A 19,200-nucleotide genomic window follows, 5' to 3' on the forward strand; every position below is an offset into this window, starting at 1 on the left:
GTGATCTCCTCTGTGGTGGTGTGGAGTGGCGCGCTGATCGGGCCGGGGTCCGCCGGACTCTCCCTGGCGCGGATTGCGCTGGCCGGGGCGTGGGCGGTGTCGAGCAGGCGGGCCGGCGATACTTCGCTACGGGGCCCCGGCGTGCTTGTCGGCGTCCAGGACGTAGCCCCGTCCGCCGCACCCGTTGCAGGCCTTGACATTCGCCGCGCGAGCGATGTCGATCCAGAACGCCGTCTGCTGGTGCCACGCTGCCAAGGCCTCGCCGTAGGTGGGGGCGACGACGTCTGCGGGAACCGGCAGGTACATACGCTGCTCGGCCAGAACGGGGACCTCGCGCCCGCGCTTGAGGTCCTGGCCGCGCCTGCCCCGGTCCGGCTGCCACCGCGACTTGGGGCGGTCGAACGGCACACGGATGCCCACGTACAGGCCGTCCGGCTCGCCGGCGCTGCCGTCGAAGCAGTACGCGACGTGCCGCATCGCCTGAACCTGGGCCTTCACGTGGGCGCGCAGGCCCGGAATGCGGCCGGGGAAGCAGTGCAGGTACTCCGGTCGATTGGCCAACGAGGACGGGAGCGAGGCCACCCACGGCGGGTCACCGGGTCCCGGCGGCTCGCAACCCTCCAAGACCCGAACCGGAGAGGGCAGCTCGTGCTCGGTCGGCTCCTGGTCGCGGGAGAGGGGGCTGTACAACTCGTACAGGACGTCGCGCTCCTCGCGGCTGCCCACAGCCTGGCGATCACGCCACTGCTCCGGCGTCAGTTCGCCGGGGTAGCGCTCGGAGACCGCGTCGGGTTCCCTGAGCCGGTGTCCGATGATCTCGGGCCCGGGTTGGAGCAGGGCGGTCAGGCACTGGGCCTGACGGTCGGTCGCCCACCAGTGCGATCCGGCGTTCCACCGCGTCATGGTCTGGCCGTCGGCGCGCATCTCGATGAGCTGGTGCGCCTGACCGCGTTCCGGCGGGAGATGGTAGAGCCAGCGGCCGTCGGGCAGCGCCAGCGCGTACTGCTCGAAGTCGGCGGCTGCCGTCACTGCGTCTCCTTGCCGGGCCACGTGATATTGCCGGCCGAGTCGACGGTGGCCCCGGCGTCCTGCACCCAGGCGAGGTACTCCTCGTCGCTGTAGCAGGCGGGCGATGCGTTGTGCGTGTCGTACCAGTCCATGCTCACATCTCCTTCAGGGGTCGCCTCGGGCGCCACTGCTCGGCTCCAGGGAGCGGAGAGCCCGATCTGATGACGCTTATAATGTACCATTCTGGCGACTCGAAGGGCTGTTATAAGAGACGTGCCTTTCGTTCTTCCTGCGGCCCGGAGCAGTGGCGGCGAGGTGCTGCTGTCCAGGCGGTTGCGTGCTGACGGCGACCCCCGGGCCGGGCTCATTGGCGAAAACGGTCCTCGGCGGCTGGCCGCTCCCCTACGCTCGGGTCGTGTGACCCATACACATCGTCACGCTGGAGGCGTTCTGCCGGCCGGTGTGCTCGTCGCCGACGAGAAGCTCCCCGACGGCCTGCCGTTCACAGCGCACGCCCTGACAATCACGCTGCCCGGCCTGGGCCCAGGGCCGGCCCTGCTGCTCATCCCCCAGTTCACGGCGACGATGACGGACGATGAGGGCGACACCTACAGCCCGCTGCCGTACATGCTGGACGCGGAGGGCTTCGAGCACATGGGGGAGGGGCTGCCCCTGCCGATCGGGACCCGCGGGGCGCCGGCTCAGACGCAGGGCTGGGCGCTGCGTCGCCGGCGGAACCAGGTGGAGGTCTCCCGGCGGCACAAGTCCCTGTGGCGGGGTCCGCTCGCCAGTGCCCAGGCGCAGGACACGGGCGGCGAGCTGTGGCGCCGCGCTCTCGGGCAGCAGGGCCGAGCGGTGGTACTGGTCCCGGAAACGGATCCGGGAGAGAAGCTGCCGGAGCTGGTGGCGATGTCCCTGACCGGTTCCTGGGCGGTGTTGCCAGCCAGAGGCTTCTGACCTGCGGCGGTCGGCCGCCGTGGCGGTGGACAGCGGACCGCCACCACTGACGGTGCCGCCGGCAGCTGAGACCTCCCGTGCGAGGGAACCCCTGCCGGACGTCGCGCGAGCTGTCAGCGCGCACCGGGCGGCGGCCCAACTGGCCGGGCCATCTGTCGGTCCCGCTCCTGAGGGACCGGCCCGGCGGCGGCACTGTACAAGCGGCCCAGGACCTGATCGGCCAGCAGGGAGGGAGGGCGGCGGAAGACGAGGGCCTGGTGCCCGTCGCCCGACTCGATGACCTCGAAAGCGTTGCCGTGGATCGCCGAAAGGCGTTCCAGGGCCGCGACGAGGACGCTGCGCGGAACCCTCAGCAGGCGGCCGGGCGCGCCGGGCTCGTGCGCGAGCCGGTCGACGGTCACACTGCCGGGTCGGTCGGGGCAGGTCCGGGCGGCGTAGTCCAGGCAGGCGTAGACGATCACGCCGGGCGGGGCGCTGCGCCCGGCCCAGGAGTGGGCGACCAGCACCTGGGATCCGGGCCCGGCTCCGGGGTCGCCGTCCTGGGTGTCGATCAGGTTGAGCGCGCGGAACGGGTGGTCGACCAGTTCCTCCAGGCTCTCGGGCCGGCTGCCGTTCTGCCGGGGGCCGTACATCGAGACCAGGCAGGCCACGTCCCGGTCGACCGCTGCACCCGAGGGCCGGGGCCATCCGGACTCGGCGGCGGCCAGCTGGACGCGCTCGACCAGCTGGGAGCGCGAGATCCGCGAAGCCCCGCAGTGCCCGAACAGGTAGTGCCAGGTGGGAACCCGGCAGGGGGCGGACACCAGCCAGTAGTGGAGCAGCCACAGGGTGGGCTCGAGTTCGAGGTAGGGGTCGGCGCCGCTCTCGTCGAGCAGCCAGTGGCCGCGGGCGGTGGGAGCCAGTACCCCGCGTTCGGCCGCGGGGTGGTGGTGGGACAGGCCGAACGCCTGCGACCAGAAGGCCATGGCGGCGACCATGCTGCTGCCGGTGCCCAGGAGAACCGGGGCGTCGGGGCGCGTGACGGTGGCGGGATCCTCCAGCAGGGCCTGGTGGAAGCGCAGGAGCCAGCCGTAGCGCGGTGCGTAGGTCCGATGGCGGGCGAAGCCGGCGCGCAGGCAGTCGCCGAGCGGGCCGGGCGAGGCCGGTGCGGACATGGGGGTGCCTCCGGTGGGTGCTGCCGCGTCGGCGGCGCGGATCAGGGGCGGCTCAGGGCGCGTCGGGGGGCCGGTGGCCCGCGCCGACCCGGTCCGCCCACAGGTGCCTCATCGGGGAACTCGCGACGTCGGTCGGGTGGACGGGGTGGCGCAGCCGGTGACGGCTGCGCCACCCGGGTGTCTCACCGCGCGGGCACGGGGTTGCGGCTGGTGGGGCCGGGTCCGCAGGTACGGGGTAGGGGTGCCGTGCTGCTCACGCGTGTTCGGTTCGACCGCGCAGCGCGATGATGCGCTGGTTGAGGAACACCCCGAGCGGGTGTTCGCCTCCGGTGGCGGACTCGATGATCCGTACGTCGAGTACGCCCTGCTCCTCGGCCACCGACCGGGCCTTCTCCAGCAGGGGCAGGCTGTTCCAGCCCCGTTGGGCGAGGTGTCCGATCAGGTCGACGGCGGCCTTCTGCGGCGGCGCGGCGGGTCGGATGGAGTCCGCGATGTCGGGCGCGTACTCGAACGGGGGCACCTGCGCGGGCTGGGCCTGCGGGTTGTGGGTCGGGTCGTCCGCCTCCGGGTACTCGCCCTCGCCCTCGGCGGAGACTGCCCAGGGCTGCTCCGGCTGGCCGGCGGTGGGCCAGTTCGGCGGTTCGTACGGCGGCCAGCCCTGCGACCCGTCCTGTTCGGCGGTCGGGTCGGTCGGTTGCTGGGCGGCAAGCCGGGCCCGCTGCGCCTCTTCCCTGGCGGCCCGGGCAGCGGCCTGCTCGGCCTCCTTCCGTTCGCGCTCGGCCGCCTTGACCAGGGCGATCCGGCGCTGCTCCAGCAGCGTCCCCAGGGCCATGGGGCGTCCCTGGACGGGCACTGCCGTCTGCAGAGCCTGCGCGTCCTCTGCCTGGCGGCCCAGTGCCCACAGCCCTTCCATGGTCAGGTCCGTGGCACCCAGGTGCTGGTAGGTGCGCTGCGCGAGTAGTTCCAGCAGGGTGACCGCGAGACGCCCGTCCATGTCCAGGACGGCCATGTCCAGCGCCCGGGCAGCGGCCGCCTGTGCCCACAGCTCGACCAGGGCGTCCAGGGTCAGGTCGCGGTCGCGGGCCCGATGGACCAGGGACAGGTCAAGGCCGGTCGGCTCGCCGAGCTGGGCCCAGTCCCGCAGCTGCTTGCCCAACTTCTCGCCGGGCTCCTCAATTCGGCCGGTGCCCTCTTCGATCGGGGACTTCGTGACGTCCAGGACCGCCCCGGCGTTGTCCATCGACCCGGTGAAGGTGAGGTCGTACTCCAGGCCCGCGCGCTGCTCGGCGCGCACGGGGATCCGCCGCACGACGTGGCCGCCGTTGCCGTCGTCTTCGATGACCGGCTCGACCAGCGAGTTGAGGACCAGCACTACCGCGCCCGGGTAAGCCTTCAGGGCACCGAGCAACCGGCGCTCGGAGGGCCGGTGCGCGGTCCACGCCGCTGAGGTCGTACCGCCCTTGATCTGGGTGTCGCGGTCGACCTTCTCCAGCAGGCCGCCCGGCCCGGACCAGTAGGCGGAGACCGTGTCCACGACGGCGACGTCGTGGTCGGTGCTGGCGGCCACGGCCAGGGCGGTGAACAGGTCGTCGGGGTCGAAGCGGGTCATCGTCAGGATCTGGTGCGGTACCCGGTGTGCGTACCGGTCCGCAGCGCCTCCGTTGGTGTCGATCACGGCCACGCGCTCGCCGAGGCCGCTCGCCATGAGGAGGGCGGTCAGGGTGCGGCCCGACCCGGACACGCCGTCGATGCCGATCCGCAGGTGGGAGCGGTGACGGACTGCTGGTTGGAACTGGAAACGGGTGTGCTGAACCAGGCCCTCCGCAGAAGCGGGGGCCTCAACGGCGGTAGCCATGAGGCGGGTCTCCCATATTCGTCTGTGCGGTGTCACGTTCGGGCAGGCCCGTCGGCCCTCGTGTGAGTCGGAGTCGGCTGTACGGCCGGTCGGGTGGAACGTGCCGCGGACGGGTGGTCCGGCACGGAGCGGTCCCGGTGCCGCGCAGGTGAATCATCCCTGCTCAGCACCGGGACCGAGCCCCGAATGACGCTTATAACTATACCATTATTCGAGTGTATTAATTGGGGTCAGGAGGTGCTCTTCTCCTGGTTCTCGTGCCAGCGGCGGGTCCAGAAGTTGTTGGGCCCGGCGTGCCAGAACGGCTGGCCGTTCTCCAGGTAGCCGTCCGGCCTGGGCCCTCGCTTCTCGCGGCGGTCCTCGACCTGGTTCATCCGCGCCTGCAGGGTCTCCGCCCACCAGAACGGCCGGGCGATCTCGTCGAATCCGTCCTCGGGCGGGAAGTAGTGCTTCGCGCGCAGCCCGGAGACTGTTTCCGCCTTCAGGCCCAGCAACTCTGTGGCGTGGTTCTTGTAGTAGCGCAGCGGGTTGCCTTCGCGCGGGTCGACGGTGGGCGCCACCGGACTCCATCGCCCCTTGCCCTTGATCTTCATCTCGGGGACCGGGTTGCCTTCGGCGTCCAGGTAGCCGATCGCCATCCCGAACGCCTTGACGACCTTCCAGGGGTACTGCGGGCTCTTGGCATCGGGGGGGTCGGACAGTTCGATGCCCATGGCGACGGCGACCGACCGCAGCGGGAACTCCGACTTGGAGTGGGCACTGCCGGCCGGGGCCCGATGCCACTTCTGCGCCGTCTGACGGGTCACGCCCAGGGCGCGCCCGATATCGGACAGATTGAGCAGGTCCTCGGGCTTCCAGCCCCGATGCGCGGTAGCTTCCATCGCCATCCTTGTCTCTTATAACTGGTATTAGATCGAGGTTACGTCATAAGAAATACTCCACCCCCTTCTTGGGCACCACCATTGCCGGGGAACAAACCCCACATCACACCCTCAAGCGGGCACCGCTGGACGGGGGCGTCGACGCGGACGGGGCCTGCGGCCGGGCTCGTACCGGTCCGCGAAGTACGCAAGGTGACGGCCTATCCCCAGGCCGGCCAGCGGCTGGTGCACCGACGGCCATGCGCCGCGGGCCAGTTCGCCGTAGGCGGCGCCGGCCAGCACGGTGACCTGGGCGGTGGAGACCGCCGCCTGGTGGGCCTGCCGGCTCAGGGTGTCCGCGCCGACCGTACCGGGACGCCCGGCCTTCAGGTCGTAGGCAAGAATCCGATCGTGCGGATCGAGCAGCCCGTACCGCGCCGAAAGGATCATCCAGCGGCCCCCCTCGGCGGTCATCGCCTCCGCTGCCCGGCGCGCGGCCCGGTGATAGCTCCCCGGCGCGTACATCTCCCCGGCCGAAGCCACCGCAGTCGCGTCCAGCTTTCGTCCCGAGCACGGAACCAGGACCAGCTTCTCCGGCGGCCACAGGGCCGCGGTCCGCCGACCCTCCCGCGTCACCACCCACCGACCCGGCGCCGCAACGGGCCCCGGCACCTGCCCGACCAGGCCCAGCGCCAGAAGGAACGCAAGATCCCCGGCGCTCGTGGACAGCGGAAGATCCCCGTACGGGTGCACCACCGCCGCTTTCAGCGCACTGCGCTGCGCCGCCGCTGTGACCTCGAGCGCCGAGTCGCGGAACTGGGCGATCAGGTCGAAGTGGTCCTCGTCGAAAGACCGCAGCGGCAGCGGCAGGCCGTGGTGGGCAGCGAGCGCCTGCGAAGCCACGAAGCGGTCGCGGAATCCGCGCCCGACCTCCCGGCCGGCCACGTCCTTGGCGACCAGGGAGCAACTTGCGTAGTTCGCGTGCAGCTTCACGGTCCCGCCGACGCGCTCATCCGGCTGGCCGAGGAAGGACACCTGCTCGGTGAACTCCCAAGCCGGATCCAACCGCCGGGTCAGCGCCGTGCTGGGGTAGGCCGCCGACGCCACCACTCCGTCGGGCACCGGGCAGACACCGACGAAGCCGCCCTCCTCCAGGGCGCCGGCAACCGCCTCCCACGACGGCAGCTCGCCGACGGGGCCGCGCACGATGCGGACCCGCCAGCCGTCGGTGCACACCACCAGATCCTCACCACCGGGCAACTGCGCCAGCGCGGACCGGGCACGCACCTCGTCCCAGCGCGGGCGGCTCCGGGCATCGGGCTTGACGTTGGTCAACGGAACTCCAAGGAGGTTGTTCGGAAGGGGGTGGGGGAGGGTGCGGTCGCGGGCCGGGAGCGGCAGCAACCCGGCACCGGGCTCGAACCGCCGACGGCCAGGGCCCGCGCTATGCACCTCGAGCCCGGCGTCGTCGGCCTCGCCTCCTCGACGGGGCGGCGTCCCGGCCGCTGCCGGGCAGCCTCCACGAGGCCGGAAGGATCGCCTCGATCACGTCGGTGCTGCTGACCGATCACTGCTCCGTGCGGACCGGGCAGGTGCCGGTCTCTTCGGTGGGGTGAGGAGCAGGGTGGGGCGCCAGCGAAGTGCCGGTGGCGTTGAACAGCGCCCGGGCGGCGTCCAGGAACCGGTAGCCGTTGGCGATCGGGTCCTCGCCTTCCGCGTCGCGCAGGTGCTCCACCCGGTCCGGGACCACGTCGCGCAAGTCCAGGCCGAGCAGGAGGCTCCCGTCGTCGCTGTACCGGAGCCGGTACTGCTCCCGCGGCACCCACCAGGCGTCCCAGGCGTACGCGGCGTGCCCGGGCTCGTAGCCGCCGACTTCCGCCCGCTCCCACGCCGGCGGTGCTTGTCCGTCGGCGGCAAGGTGGCGAAGGCTGAGCGGGCTGCGCCGGTGGCGGGGCATGCGGCCGTCGAGCATGGGGCAGGCCGCGTGGGAGTACGGGAAGCAGCCCTCGGGGTGGACCGCAGGCTCGGGAGTCCAGCCGTGCAGCCGGTCCTGTGGGCGGACCAGGAAGACCGCGGTGTCCTCCAGGCGCTGGGCGCAGACCTGGCAGCGCCCTTGGCGCAGCACGATCTTGCGGCGCCGGTTGTCGACGGCGCCGAACACCGCGGTGGTGGCGTGGGTGGTGTCGGGAAGTCCCGGGACGAGCGGCACCCTGCTGTGCGGGGTGATGTAAGGCACGGCCAGTCCCCCGGCTCGGGACAGGTTCTGGCAGCGCCGCGGGATCGGTGGACGGTCGGGTTCGAGTTCCATCGGGGTGCTCCTGGGGGACGACAGCGGGCCTGGTCAGTGCAGGAGGGGGCGGACGACCGCCTGCAGGGCGTCCAGCACCCGATCGCGGTCGTGCTGCGGCAGGTCGGGGGCGAACGCCAGGTGGAGGCGGACCTGGGCCTGGTCGTCCCACCAGGCGGTGCGGGTCTGTGCCTCGGCGGCCAGGCCGTCGGCGGCGATGCCAACCGCCCACGGCGTGAGGTCCGCTCCGGGTGCCAAGGTCGGCGCGGTGCCCTCAGCTGTGCTGCGGGCGCGCTCGTCCAGGATGTCGGCGCTGCGCAGTACTCCGTCGGCGGTGCGCTGGCTGGCGTCCTGGTAGACAGCTGGGTGCAGTGAGCGCAGGTGTTCGGCTTCGACGCGTTGCTGGACTGCGGTGAAGGTGGCCAGCAGGGAGTGGGCCTGGTCGTGGCGGATGGGACCGGCGGCGAGCGGGGCGACCAGGCCGTTCAAGACGGGGCGCCGGGCGGCGGCGAGGGCGAGTTGCGCCGCGTTGGCAGGTATCTGCGCGATGGGAGCGGTCATGAGGAAGGTCTCCAGGGATTGTCGGGTCGTTGCTGGGTGGGCGGGGGTGTTCAGCGGTCGCCGTGCCGGGTGTTGCGGGTGGACCGGGCAGGCGGGCCGGAGTCCGGCGGTCAGCGCTGCTCTCGACCGTTCGACCGGTTGTAGACGCCTGGCCACCGCGCACGGGGCCGGGGTGCCGCTGTGCTGCCCGCGGGTGCACCACGAAGGCGCAGGCTCGGCGGGGAGCCCGTGTCGGAGCTCCGACACGGGGTTCAGCCGCACCAGGTGCAGTGGAGCCGCTTGCGACCCGTGGCAGCGGCTTCTGGTCGCCGCCGGCCACTTTCCGGGGCGGGGTCCTTCGGCGGGGTGAAGCGGTACTCCTTCGCCGCAGGCCCGTGAGCGGGAGCCATCACGTCCCAGGCAACGATGTGCGAACCCGGCCGACGGAAGCCGACGGCCACCGTGTGCTTGTAGCGCACGAGCGTGACCTCCAGCAGCTCCGCGGACTCCGGGTCGGGGATGTCGGTGAGGTTGTACGGGTGTCGGCCACGATTGCTGGCCATCCAGGCCAGCCGGTCGCGCACCGCGTCCCCGCTGCGCAGGACCGGCGGCCCGAAGTTCCGGACCCGGTAGAAGCGCTTCACCTCGTTCGCACCCGTCGGTACGGGCGGCAGTGCGGCAGGCGCTCCCAGTCCGGGCAGGCAGTCGCGGGCGATCCGCCCGACGGTAGCCACGCAGTCGTGCTGGGTGACCACGATCCGGTCTACCCAGGGGCGACTGACGGCAGCGGCGCAGTGGGAGCGTGCGACGTCCACCGAATCGAGCTGGAGTGTGCGGTAGTCCACGAACTCGCGTCTGCCCACCGGTCGATAGCTGGTCACCGACCAGCGGCTCGGGCCCGGCTGCTCGCGCGGTGGCTGCGAAGGCGGCGAGGAGAAGTCGAAGTCGGGCACATGGCCTCCGGAGTTGGTGCGGCTGGGTGCAGGGGCGACCCGGCCAACGCAGGACGGTGCCGGGCGACCCGGCATGGCGGGGTGCACGGGAGAGGAGTCAACGGCCTCGATGTCGTCAGTCCACGTATGCGAGATCCTCGGGGGCGGTCGGCGACTTGTGCTGGCTGCCCTCCCATCGCACGAGGACCACGGCATCGCCGCTGATCGGGTCCGTTCCAAGCCCGGCGACGGTGCCCAAGCAGTGCTTCCCCCGGTGGTAGACGCCGTCGCCGGCGGCGAAGGCGGAGGTGCTCCCGGTCTCGCTGTTCGGTTGACCGGGTGTTGGCTCCCAGTCGCGGGTACGGCTGGTGGCGCGCGTCCCCGGGAGAGGGACCAGGTCGGCGGGAGCTGGAGCGTCGACGGGAAGGAAGCCCGCGCCCGTGACGGCCAGGTGCACCGAGCCCTGCGGGCCAAGGACTCGCACGACGTCGCCGACGGAGACGGACCGCAGGTCACCTGGCCAGGAGAGTCCCAGGTCATCGACCGGGGCACTGCGGCCAGGCAGCGGCTGCCGGTTCCCCAGGATGTAGGCGTCGTCGGCAGCACCCTCGGCGCTGTCTGCGCGCACGGTGAAGGCGACCTCGGCGCCGTCCTCGGCCAGGGCGATGCCAAGGGGATGACCGTTCCGGTAGCCGTCGAAGTTCGCAGCCCGACCCCTCGGGTCGGTCGCCACGTTCAGCAGCACGGTCGCACGGTAGGTGGCAGTGGTCATCGGGCGGCTCCAGGGGAAGGCGGATGGAAGGACACGTCGGCTCGGTTGCTTCGCAACCGTCCAGGCAAGCCGGTCGGCTGCGGCCGCTTCACTCCGGCTCGACCTCGTCCCGGCCGGGCACGAGGACCAGCAGGTTCTGCCGCCGAATCGGCCCGTCCCAGGCCACGCCGAGTTGGCGGATCACAGGGTTGCCGTTCCAGTGCAGGACCACGCCGACCGATCCGGCGGGGATCGCCCCGTTGGGGCACTTCACAAGCCGGACGCGGTCTCCACGGCTGAACTCTGGCTGCTCCACGGGCGCTCCCTAGCTGGTCAGCGGCCTGTCGCAGGCGAGCCGGGCGGCCATCTGCGAACGTATGACACTTATAATGTACCAAGACTAATGAGTGCAGACAAGTTATAAGCGACATGCGAGCTTGGCTCCCTGCGTTTGGGGGAATCCCACAGATGTGGATCCGCGCACGTGGCCGCGCCGCGATCGGCCCCTGGCCGCCGCAGGACTGTCGGCCGGGACGCGTCGAACTGGGTGCCGCTGGGCGGCCCGTGCGCCGGGCGGGCACGCTACGTGTCGCCCTTGGCCCAGTGAAATCGGCGGACCAACGGGACGGAGACCAGAGCGCACAGTCGCACGCCGCGGTACGTCGTGGCGCGGCCAAGGCCGCGGCACGTCATCGGGTTGAATGCAGCCCCGCCGGCTGCACGCCGCGCAGCCCGTCACGGACGCGCTCGGCGACACCCACCGCTTGAACCGCCGGTCCCCGCGCTCACCGGGACCCACCAACAGCCTGACCCGGTGTCACATGATGGCGCGAGCCGGCCCTGGGGGCATGGTTGAGCCCGCGAGGCGCATCGGGGCCCACCATCCCTCCCAGGGGCCGACCGGTGGAGAGCTCAGCCCGCTCTCACAGGCCCAAGGCGCCGCAGGCCTTCGTCACCAGGGATACCGCGACGAGAAGCGCGAGGATCGCGATCACCCGACGAGCGCTGACCGGCCTCGGACCATCCTCGAGCACGTACTCGTCGGGTGTCCCTCCGCCGTGGAAATCCCGTCGATGCTGCCGCCTCACCGCGTCCAGCCCCACGCGATCGGTGGGATACGTGGTGCGGCACGCCTCGCAGCGGTAGCTCGTCACCGCGGGACCCTCCATTTCTCAAGACGGGCGCCGCCCGACCGGGCGCACCGGAGCCGGCCGGGGCGGGCCGACCACCGAAGGCTCCCTACCCGTGAGGTAGGGAGCCGGTAGGCGACACGTAGTTCTCGCAGGTCAGGAAGGTGGTTGGCGGGGAAGTAGGCGAACAGCGTGGCCTCCTGGATCGGATAGGGGAGTGAAGTCCTGGGGAACGTCGACACGTCGTACACCGGGTCGGTTCACGCCGCCCACCTTGACGCCCCTGCTGACGTCGATGCCGCTGCTCACCAGTCGCTCCCGCAGGTCGGCCATCGTGACCGCCTGCCGGCCGGGGCGGGTGTGCAGGTCCTCCAACAGCTCTCGTAGGTGCACACCGTTCCTCTTCCCGATCATGGCGTGCACCCATTCGAACAGCGCGATCTGCCGCTCTTCCTTGGTGCGGCGCCCGCCGGGCAGGGTGCCGTCGCCGTCGCCGTCGTCGTCCCACGGATCTTCGAGCTCAGTGTCTCCCAAGTCCCATTCGAGTGCGGTGGATTCACCGTCATCGCTCAGACGGCGCTGGCGTTCCTCGGCGGCGAGGCCCACGAAGTAGGCCACCGGAACGAGCGGAACGAGGATCACGAGCACGACGACGAGCAGGTCGACGATGTAGCGAACCGCGGCCACCAAGGCGATGCACCCAACCGCCGCCGTCGCCACGACCACGTCCGCGGTGACGCGCTCGGCCTTCTTCGCCGCAGGTGTCGTCGGTTTCTCGGCACCCTGTCCGTCAGCTGTCGGTGCCGACTTGCGGGCCGCGCGCAGGGTCATCGCCTTCCGCACAAGAATCACGGTGCCGCGGTGAACGGCCTTGTGGCCGCCTCGCACGACCAGGTACGGCCGCAGGTCGGGAAGAGCGAACGCCCGCTGACGGGGCACAGGGTCCGGATCATCCGTATCTGCGTTCTGGCGCGTGAGCTCGTCGGGCTCGGGTACCCACGCGTCCTCGCCCTTCGCGAACGGCGGCTGCCCGGGCACCGGGCCGGGGCCCACCGGCGAGGCACCGGTATCGGCCCGGTCGTCGGCCGCATCGCCCTTGCGCAGGTCAACGACCATTACCGGCCCACCACCTCGATCAGTCCCGAGGACAGCACGGTGGTCGTGATGGCCCACACCCCGCCAGCCGCGGCGAAGATCGGCGGCGCGAGGATTCCCAGCACCGACGCGGGGAAGGGCCGCAGCTTCGAGCCCCAGGCGATGACGGCCAGGCACATGGCCACAGCCCCCATCCCGACCGAGGCCCCGCCCCCGAAACCCTGCTGGACAGCCTTGGCGAAACCGTCGCTCACATTGCCCGGAGCGCTCCACACCCCGCCGGCCATGGAGTACAGCTGGCCGGCGATGAAGCCGACCACGATGGCGCTGTTGTGGTTCAGCTGGATCCGGCCCCGGCCGCGGATGCCCAGGATCAGGACAACGGTCACCACCAGGGCCGCGCCGGCGGCCGTGAGACTTCCCAGGAACTGCACGCCCGACGACGGGGCTGCAAGGTTCACGTACGCGCTAGCAGTGTGCATGTGACTACCTCTCAGTTTGTGCCGTGAAGGGCGAGGACGGTGAACGCGGTGGCCAACGGGATCCGCAGCATCCAGGCGACGGCCTTCCAGACCTTCGAGGTCGGATCGGCCTTCTGCAGCCAGACCCGCAGGCGGGCGTCCACGGGCCACAGGACCATCGGAATGCCGACAGCCACCGTCCAGGTGGGCGGGAACGTGTTGAGCAGGCCCACGACGACGATGGAACTCAACAGGACCTTGACGCCGCCCCGGCCGCCCAAGACAGCACTGGTGAGGCCGATGACGAGCGTGACCCCGTCGACCGGCACCACGTACTGCGGCGCGGCGGTGATGGCGCGCTCGAACGCACCGGACATGCCGACGCCCCAACCGACACCGGCGGCGGTGCCGTTGTAGAGGATGAGCCGCCACCGAGGGCTGCTCTCCTCCCCAGGCGGTGCCTTGACGCTCTGGACAAGAAGCTGCCCCAGGCCAGCAATACGACCGCTTCCGGGTTCCTCCTCCCGGTCACCCGGCTGCTCCGTATCGGGCTCCGGGTCCTCGGAGGCGGCGCCGGCTGCTGCGGCCGGCTTGGCGAGCTCGACCGGCTCGGCGACGGGGGCCTGCGCGGGCGCCGCTTGAGGCCGGGCTGCCTGGCCGGCGTGATTGTTGGGAAGCCGCCCGGTGTTGGTGTCGAGGTCGGCGTCCTGGTGCTGGTAGAGGTCCGACCACCAGGTGTTGCGGGGCTCCTCGCCGGAGGCCTGGGCGGTGGTGGCCAGGGGAGCGGTGGGAGTCGTCGTGGCCTGAGGCTGTGGCGCAGTCGTGGTGGGGGTCGGGCCACTCGATGTCAGATCCGTTGCGCCGGACATGACGCTGATGCCTGTGGCCGGGTCACCGGAGGGCGCGGCCGCTGGGACCGGTGCGACCTCCGCGAGCACCTCGTCGATCGAGGCGAGGACGTCGTTGACGTCGACGGCTTGAGACTGATCCGTAGTCATATCGTCCTCCATCCGAAGCGGGTGATCGCCGCGATCATGCGGCTGCGGGCCGCGAGTTCATCGGGGCCGGGAAGAGTGGGATCGGCCTGCGAGCTTGCGGGCACGGCAGGAACGGGATCCTGGGGAGAGTTCTGGCCGCCAGGGACGCGCCGGCAGTCGCAGACGGGCTCTGGAGCGAAACCACGAAGTTGAGTCAGGCGAGCCCCGGAGGTGCGGGGATGAATGGTGATCGTGGCGCCCTCGTCCTCAACCTCGTGGCTGCGCCGGAACAGGGCCGCGATGCGGTGCCAGATCCTCGGGGCACCAGAGCGTGGAATGGGAGCCCCGCAGAACCGAACGTCCTCCATGTCCGAGGGGAGGGCGCCACCCTGCGGTGCCGCGCCTGCCCCTGCCAGACGGTGGCCGGATCCACCGGGGCACCCTCTGCTTTCCAACGCCGTGACTTGCAACTCTCCACAGGGCATGGCGAACCGGTAGGCGGGGCGAGAGCCCTCAAGCGGGACTTCCCGCGCGCCGAGGCGCACGCGTCGAGCGGATGAGCCAGGCGGATCCTCGCTATACACGACGCTGGGCATCCGACTTCGCCCCTTCCTTGATCGCCTTGGACAGGTACGCCTCTGATCTACCGATGCGGGCAGCGAAGTCGATCTGCCTCAGATCGGGTTCCGCTGCCTTGGCGGCGTGCCAGCTTGCGGCGGCGGCTGCCCTTTCCCGTTGGGGCCCGGTGGGCCCACGAACCGCGACATGAACGGCGGTCGGCCTGGCGGCGCGAGCCGCTCGGGGCGACCGCTGGCCGCGGCGTTGCCCGGGCGGGTTCACGGTTTCCGGTTCCTGCTCGGTGGCCTGCTGGGCGTCGGGCGGGTTCACGGTTTCCGGTTCCTGCTCGGTGGCCTGCTGGGCGTCGGGCGGGTTCACGGTTTCCGGTTCCTGCTCGGTGGCCTGCTGGATGTCGGGCGGGTTCACGGTTTCCGGTTCCTGCTCGGTGGCCTGCTGGATGTCGGGCGGGTTCACGGTTTCCGGTTCCTGCTCGGTCCTCGCAGCAAGTTGCAGAGCCGCTTCGACGTGCACCTCGAGCGACTCGGACGTGGAGGCGGGATCGGTTGGGCCGGCCGTGCTGTGGCTTCCGCTGGCAATCGGCACGCCGTAGCGAGCCAGACGCAGCGGGAGCGCCAGCTCCACCGGCGTCTTCCGGCGCCAGTTCCTCCCGTATTTCGCCTTCAAGCGTGTCCGGTAGACCAGTCTGTCGATCTCCGTCTGGAGGACCGCTTCGTAGTTCCGGAACTCGTACAGGACCATCCGACGCCACATCCGGAACGTGGTGACGGGCGCGAGCACCCAGCGGATCAACCGGATCGGTTCGATGTGCCGGTCGGCGGTGATCTCCGCGATCCGGCCCACCGCGTGCCTGGCGGCTTCGACGACCACGATGAACAACATCGGGATGGTGGCGTGCATCCCGACGCCGAGAGCGTCCCGCGCCGCTGCGCCGTTGAACACGATCGTTCCGAGCGTCAGCAGCCAGGCGCACTGGCGCAGCAGCGGAAAGGGCATCCGCAGCCAGGTCAGAACGAGGTCCAGAGCCAGCAGCACGCCGATGCCGCAGTCGACACCGATGGGGAAGACGTGGGAGAACCGGCCGAAGCCCTGGCTGTAGGCGACGGTGGAGACGGCTGCGTAGGAGCCCGCGAACCCGATGCCGGCGATCACCAGGGAGCCGACTGCGACCGCATGGATGATCCTCCGCTGCGCAGGCTGGAGGGCCACCCGGCGGCCTGGTGCGGCCGTGGCGGTGTCCGTCCTGCGTGTCGTTGCGTCAGTCATCGTGCGTCTCCGGGGCGTGGGGTGCGGGATGTCAGGTCCGGGGGCGGCGGACCGCGGACGGTCTCTGGGTTGATCGCGGGACTAAGAGCGACCGGGCCAGTCGCGGATCGCCGCGGCTGTACGGCCCGCTCGTTCGGGAACGGGTCACCTGCCGGCCTGCAGGAGCCGGTCGAGCAGTCGCGCTGCGGCGACCGCTGCCCGGGCGGCTGCCTCGGGCGCCACGGACGCCCGGATGACCGCGGAGCGCAGCGTGCGCGACCTCGCCGCGGTTGCCGACGGCTGGGGTCGGAGTAGGGCCGGTGCGGAACGCCCGACGGTGCGGTGCTGCATGGTCACTCCTCTGGTGGCTGGGCGTACTGATCCGGATCGGGCCGATGAGGCCCGGGTACGGGCTGAGGATCGGCGCTGGCGGTGGAGGCTCGGCGACCACCGGACTACACTTAAGTTGCTTAGCAACATAAGCTACACAAGCAGGAAGGTACGCGGTGATCACCGCGTCGTCAACTCGCAGTCGTCGGAGGAAGAGTGAGGGCACCGCTGTGCAGCGAATCGATGTTCGACCCAGACGACCGGCACAGTGCGTGACCGGAGAGTTCGCCCGTAGCGGGGTGACGGCTACTCTGTGGCACATGACCACGCCACAAAGCGGCGGCCGGGGGAGCGTGCAGCGGATCTTCGAGGATCTGCGCCACCGCATCGAGGCTGGCCACTACCCCACGCCGGGACGGCTCCCCAGCAAGAAGGAGCTCGCCGATGAGTTCAACGTGAGTCCGGAGACGATCCGCAAAGTCTCCGACCGGTTGAAGGACGCCGGGCTGGTCAGCGGGCAGCAGGGCGTCGGGCTCTGGATCCGGGTGCGGCGCCTGACTCCGTGGATGGCGCACACCTCCGACGGGGCAAGCCCTGCTGCGGCATGGCAGGCCGAAGTCACCGCCGCAGGTGCCGTGCCGGCCCTGGACCTGCCGGTCACCAGCGTGGAACGCGCGCCCGATCAGGTCGCCGAGCAGCTACGGCTGGACAAGGGCGCCTTCGCAGTGGTGCGGCGGACGCTGCGCCGGGTCGACGGCGAGCCGGTCCAGATCGCGGACCACTGGTTCCCCAGGGACCTGGCGATGGACTCCCTGCTCATGGAGGCGGCGCACCTTCCTTCCATCGAGGAGGCCCTTCGCTCCATCGGCCGCCCGCAGGTCAGTCACGTCGATCGTGTCTGGTCCGCGCTGGCGACCCCGGAGGAGGCCAAGCGGCTGGGAATGAAGGAGACAACCGCCACGGCGACCACCCGCCGGACCCGCGTCGGGTTCGACGGCGAGGGGCGCCCGATCAGGTTCTCGCTCGGCAGCGCCCGTGGTGACAGCGAGGTCCTGGTCTATGAACTGCCCGGTTGACCGGACCGACGGGCTCCCGCGGGAGGCCGACCGACCCGGTGCGCCGGGTACAACCGTCGGCCCGCTCGGCCGCCTGAAGGGCCACGCCCGGACCCGCGTGGGGGGGTGACCTCGGCGGGTGTTCGGCCGGGTTCGGGAACGGATCTCCCGTGGCATGCCCGCACACCGCCCCGGGCCGCTACACGATCGGCGGCCGGCCTGCGAGGGTAAGGCGGACCACCGTGCGCCAGCTCATCGGATCACGCTTCCCGTAGCCGCCGCGCAGACCCTCCGCCATCCCGCGGAACCACACCATCAGCTGCCCGGAGTGCCGCAGCCGCCACGTGCTCAGGACCGTCCACACGGCCAGGTACACCGGAACGAGCGGGGCGGGCAGCCGGCGCAGGGCGACCCAGGCCCGATTCCTGGCCACCAAGCGGTAGTACGGGGCATGCCGGGCCGGATCGGTGGCGGGGTGGTGGACCTGGACGCCTGCGGCGTACCACCCGGTGCGTCCCCGCGACCACAGCCTCCAGGCCAGGTCCACGCCCTCGTGAAACATGAAGAAGTCCGGCCACTCGCCTGCCCGTTCGAACTCGCTCCGCCGGATCAGCACGATCCCCTCGGCCATCACCGTCACCGTACCGGCGCGGGCCGCGTCCGAGGAGCGCAGGCGCGGCACCCACCGGCCCAGCGTCACCCCACTGTCCGGATCGACGATCCGCGGCTGCACATACGCCGCCTGCGGGTGAGCAGCGAACTCCGCGAGCAGGCGCACCAGCGTGTCCGGCCCCGGCAGGACGGCGTCGTTGTCGAAGAACAGCAGGTACTCGCCCGCGTCCGGCGAACCACCCAAGGCCTGCGCGCCGACGTTGCGCCCCTGGGGGATACCCAGGTTCGTCTCCAGCGCGACCGACACCGCGCCGTCGGGGACCCAGTCGGGCGTGCACCCATTGCCCACCAGGACGGTACGCAGCCGCACCCCCACCTGGCCCTGCAGCGACGCCAGGGCGGCGCGCATCTCCGGGCCCCGGTCGTTCATGGTCAGCACAACCGCGTCCACCGTCGGCAGATCCGGATCCATCGAACTCCTCAGCCGCCTTCGTACCCGCTCGGGTGACACCGACCCTACCCAACCCAGCCCAGGCCACCGCCCACCCCCCGTACGGTGCCCCCATGACCCATACACCGCCGCACGGATTCGCCTCGGTGGACACCCAGCACAATCCATCCCAATGGGTGACGGTCCTGGACCAGCTCACCGCCGAGCCGCTCTACGCCCACTACAAGCAGCGCTTGCGCGCACACCTCCACCCCGGCCCCGGCCACCTGCTCCTGGACGTCGGCGCCGGCACCGGCGACGCGGCCCGAACCCTCCAGGAGGAGCACGGTGCCCGTGTCGTCGGCATCGACCGCTCCCTGACCATGGCAGGCGAATGCCAGCGGCGCGGCCTGGACCGGGTGGTGGCCGCCGACGCTCACCACCTCCCCTTCCGTGACGCCGCCTTCGACGGAGCCTGGGCCGACCGCGTCCTGCAGCACCTGCCCGACCCGGCCGCCGCCCTGCAGGAGATGATCCGCGTCGTACGGCCCGGCGGCCGCCTCGCCCTGGCCGACCCGGACTACGACACCCAGGTCCTGGACATCACCGACCAGCACCTCGCCCGCCGCGTCCTGCGCTACCGCGCCGACCACCTCCTGCGCAACGGCACCCTCGCCCACCAGCACGCCGGGCTCATGGCAGCCCGCGCCATGAGCGACATCACCGTCGAACCCCACACCCTGATCGTGCGCGACCCCCGCGCAGCGGACAACGTGATGGGCCTGCGAACCTGGGCCCAGCACGCCGCCGAGCACGGCCACCTCACCCCCGCCGACGTCGACCGCTTCACCACCCAGCTCGACGCGGCAGTCGCCGGGCACCGCTTCCTCTACTCGGTCACCCTGTTCCTCACCGCCGGCACCGTGACCGGCCCGGGCCGGTGAG

21 protein-coding genes are annotated in these 19,200 nt (G+C 71.2%); 3 read left to right on the forward strand and 18 right to left on the reverse strand.

What is annotated here, in order from left to right; all coding sequences use genetic code 11:
• Nucleotides 1-126 precede the first annotated feature (126 nt).
• Both ABH941_RS23790 and ABH941_RS23795 read right to left on the reverse strand, forming a co-directional pair.
• Nucleotides 127-1,029 carry a hypothetical protein gene (locus tag ABH941_RS23790; RefSeq protein WP_370131476.1) on the reverse strand — a complete coding sequence of 301 codons (903 nt, stop codon included), beginning with the start codon at nt 1,027-1,029 and terminating at the stop codon, nt 127-129.
• Nucleotides 1,026-1,160 carry a hypothetical protein gene (locus ABH941_RS23795; protein WP_370131477.1) on the reverse strand — a complete coding sequence of 45 codons (135 nt, stop codon included), beginning with the start codon at nt 1,158-1,160 and terminating at the stop codon, nt 1,026-1,028. Before ABH941_RS23795 ends, ABH941_RS23790 begins: the two co-directional genes overlap by 4 nt.
• Nucleotides 1,161-1,425: 265 nt before the next feature.
• Here ABH941_RS23795 and ABH941_RS23800 point away from each other — a divergent pair, with 265 nt between their 5' ends.
• Nucleotides 1,426-1,965: a hypothetical protein gene (locus tag ABH941_RS23800; RefSeq protein ID WP_370131478.1), complete on the forward strand. Its 540-nt coding sequence runs from the start codon at nt 1,426-1,428 to the stop codon at nt 1,963-1,965.
• Nucleotides 1,966-2,078: 113 nt separating this feature from the next.
• On the opposite strand, the gene ABH941_RS23805 is transcribed toward ABH941_RS23800, so the two are convergent.
• From ABH941_RS23805 to ABH941_RS23875, 15 genes are all read right to left on the reverse strand, one after another.
• The gene (locus ABH941_RS23805; RefSeq protein ID WP_370131479.1) at nt 2,079-3,119 is read right to left on the reverse strand and encodes a DUF4007 family protein; all 1,041 of its coding nucleotides are present in this window, start codon (nt 3,117-3,119) and stop codon (nt 2,079-2,081) included.
• A 253-nt stretch (nt 3,120-3,372) separates the two neighbouring features.
• A complete protein-coding gene (locus ABH941_RS23810; protein ID WP_370131480.1) occupies nt 3,373-4,974 on the reverse strand; it encodes an AAA family ATPase in 1,602 nt (533 codons plus the stop codon).
• A gap of 230 nt (nt 4,975-5,204) precedes the next feature.
• Entirely contained in the window at nt 5,205-5,855 is a 651-nt protein-coding gene (locus ABH941_RS23815; protein WP_370131481.1) for a hypothetical protein, read from the reverse strand.
• 111 nt (nt 5,856-5,966) lie between these two features.
• Complete coding sequence (locus tag ABH941_RS23820) at nt 5,967-7,169, reverse strand: DUF6884 domain-containing protein (protein ID WP_370131482.1); 1,203 nt, start codon at nt 7,167-7,169, stop codon at nt 5,967-5,969.
• A 232-nt stretch (nt 7,170-7,401) separates the two neighbouring features.
• A complete protein-coding gene (locus ABH941_RS23825; RefSeq protein WP_370131483.1) occupies nt 7,402-8,142 on the reverse strand; it encodes a hypothetical protein in 741 nt (246 codons plus the stop codon).
• A gap of 33 nt (nt 8,143-8,175) precedes the next feature.
• A complete protein-coding gene (locus ABH941_RS23830; protein ID WP_370131484.1) occupies nt 8,176-8,682 on the reverse strand; it encodes a hypothetical protein in 507 nt (168 codons plus the stop codon).
• Between the two features lie 251 nt (nt 8,683-8,933).
• The gene (locus ABH941_RS23835) at nt 8,934-9,614 is read right to left on the reverse strand and encodes a hypothetical protein (RefSeq protein ID WP_370131485.1); all 681 of its coding nucleotides are present in this window, start codon (nt 9,612-9,614) and stop codon (nt 8,934-8,936) included.
• A gap of 115 nt (nt 9,615-9,729) precedes the next feature.
• Nucleotides 9,730-10,365, reverse strand: coding sequence for a hypothetical protein (locus ABH941_RS23840; RefSeq protein ID WP_370131486.1), 636 nt, complete (start codon nt 10,363-10,365; stop codon nt 9,730-9,732).
• Between the two features lie 88 nt (nt 10,366-10,453).
• Nucleotides 10,454-10,660 carry a hypothetical protein gene (locus tag ABH941_RS23845; protein ID WP_370131487.1) on the reverse strand — a complete coding sequence of 69 codons (207 nt, stop codon included), beginning with the start codon at nt 10,658-10,660 and terminating at the stop codon, nt 10,454-10,456.
• Nucleotides 10,661-11,267: 607 nt separating this feature from the next.
• A complete protein-coding gene (locus ABH941_RS23850) occupies nt 11,268-11,498 on the reverse strand; it encodes a hypothetical protein (protein ID WP_370131488.1) in 231 nt (76 codons plus the stop codon).
• Between the two features lie 132 nt (nt 11,499-11,630).
• Complete coding sequence (locus tag ABH941_RS23855; protein ID WP_370131489.1) at nt 11,631-12,590, reverse strand: hypothetical protein; 960 nt, start codon at nt 12,588-12,590, stop codon at nt 11,631-11,633.
• Nucleotides 12,590-13,051 (reverse strand): hypothetical protein, encoded by a 462-nt coding sequence (locus tag ABH941_RS23860; protein WP_370131490.1) that lies wholly within the window; start codon nt 13,049-13,051, stop codon nt 12,590-12,592. The genes ABH941_RS23855 and ABH941_RS23860 overlap by 1 nt, the downstream gene beginning before the upstream one ends.
• A gap of 11 nt (nt 13,052-13,062) precedes the next feature.
• On the reverse strand, nt 13,063-14,028 hold the full coding sequence (locus tag ABH941_RS23865) for a hypothetical protein (RefSeq protein WP_370131491.1): 966 nt from the start codon (nt 14,026-14,028) through the stop codon (nt 13,063-13,065).
• A gap of 555 nt (nt 14,029-14,583) precedes the next feature.
• Nucleotides 14,584-15,735, reverse strand: a complete 1,152-nt coding sequence (locus ABH941_RS23870; RefSeq protein WP_370131492.1) for a DUF2637 domain-containing protein — start codon at nt 15,733-15,735, stop codon at nt 14,584-14,586.
• A gap of 258 nt (nt 15,736-15,993) precedes the next feature.
• Nucleotides 15,994-16,179 carry a hypothetical protein gene (locus ABH941_RS23875; RefSeq protein WP_370131493.1) on the reverse strand — a complete coding sequence of 62 codons (186 nt, stop codon included), beginning with the start codon at nt 16,177-16,179 and terminating at the stop codon, nt 15,994-15,996.
• Nucleotides 16,180-16,478: 299 nt separating this feature from the next.
• Here ABH941_RS23875 and ABH941_RS23880 point away from each other — a divergent pair, with 299 nt between their 5' ends.
• Nucleotides 16,479-17,234, forward strand: coding sequence for a GntR family transcriptional regulator (locus ABH941_RS23880; protein ID WP_370131495.1), 756 nt, complete (start codon nt 16,479-16,481; stop codon nt 17,232-17,234).
• Nucleotides 17,235-17,412: 178 nt separating this feature from the next.
• Here the strand turns inward: ABH941_RS23880 and ABH941_RS23885 are convergent, their stop codons facing one another.
• Nucleotides 17,413-18,297, reverse strand: coding sequence for a glycosyltransferase family 2 protein (locus tag ABH941_RS23885; RefSeq protein ID WP_370131497.1), 885 nt, complete (start codon nt 18,295-18,297; stop codon nt 17,413-17,415).
• A gap of 92 nt (nt 18,298-18,389) precedes the next feature.
• Here ABH941_RS23885 and ABH941_RS23890 point away from each other — a divergent pair, with 92 nt between their 5' ends.
• Nucleotides 18,390-19,199 (forward strand): methyltransferase domain-containing protein, encoded by an 810-nt coding sequence (locus ABH941_RS23890; protein WP_370131498.1) that lies wholly within the window; start codon nt 18,390-18,392, stop codon nt 19,197-19,199.
• The last annotated feature ends 1 nt before the right edge of the window (nt 19,200 follow it).

This window comes from Streptacidiphilus sp. EB103A, from assembly GCF_041261405.1.
Taxonomy (GTDB): domain Bacteria; phylum Actinomycetota; class Actinomycetes; order Streptomycetales; family Streptomycetaceae; genus Streptacidiphilus.

Coding starts and splice junctions, on each gene's coding strand:
- ABH941_RS23815 (WP_370131481.1), bottom strand. CDS start 5,855: ATGGAAGCTACCGCGCATCGGGGCTGGAAGCCCGAGGACCTGCTCAAT.
- ABH941_RS23825 (WP_370131483.1), bottom strand. CDS start 8,142: ATGGAACTCGAACCCGACCGTCCACCGATCCCGCGGCGCTGCCAGAAC.
- ABH941_RS23810 (WP_370131480.1), bottom strand. CDS start 4,974: ATGGCTACCGCCGTTGAGGCCCCCGCTTCTGCGGAGGGCCTGGTTCAG.
- ABH941_RS23865 (WP_370131491.1), bottom strand. CDS start 14,028: ATGACTACGGATCAGTCTCAAGCCGTCGACGTCAACGACGTCCTCGCC.
- ABH941_RS23885 (WP_370131497.1), bottom strand. CDS start 18,297: ATGGATCCGGATCTGCCGACGGTGGACGCGGTTGTGCTGACCATGAAC.
- ABH941_RS23840 (WP_370131486.1), bottom strand. CDS start 10,365: ATGACCACTGCCACCTACCGTGCGACCGTGCTGCTGAACGTGGCGACC.
- ABH941_RS23860 (WP_370131490.1), bottom strand. CDS start 13,051: ATGCACACTGCTAGCGCGTACGTGAACCTTGCAGCCCCGTCGTCGGGC.
- ABH941_RS23795 (WP_370131477.1), bottom strand. CDS start 1,160: ATGGACTGGTACGACACGCACAACGCATCGCCCGCCTGCTACAGCGAC.
- ABH941_RS23830 (WP_370131484.1), bottom strand. CDS start 8,682: ATGACCGCTCCCATCGCGCAGATACCTGCCAACGCGGCGCAACTCGCC.
- ABH941_RS23855 (WP_370131489.1), bottom strand. CDS start 12,590: ATGGTCGTTGACCTGCGCAAGGGCGATGCGGCCGACGACCGGGCCGAT.
- ABH941_RS23805 (WP_370131479.1), bottom strand. CDS start 3,119: ATGTCCGCACCGGCCTCGCCCGGCCCGCTCGGCGACTGCCTGCGCGCC.
- ABH941_RS23880 (WP_370131495.1), top strand. CDS start 16,479: ATGACCACGCCACAAAGCGGCGGCCGGGGGAGCGTGCAGCGGATCTTC.
- ABH941_RS23875 (WP_370131493.1), bottom strand. CDS start 16,179: ATGCAGCACCGCACCGTCGGGCGTTCCGCACCGGCCCTACTCCGACCC.
- ABH941_RS23890 (WP_370131498.1), top strand. CDS start 18,390: ATGACCCATACACCGCCGCACGGATTCGCCTCGGTGGACACCCAGCAC.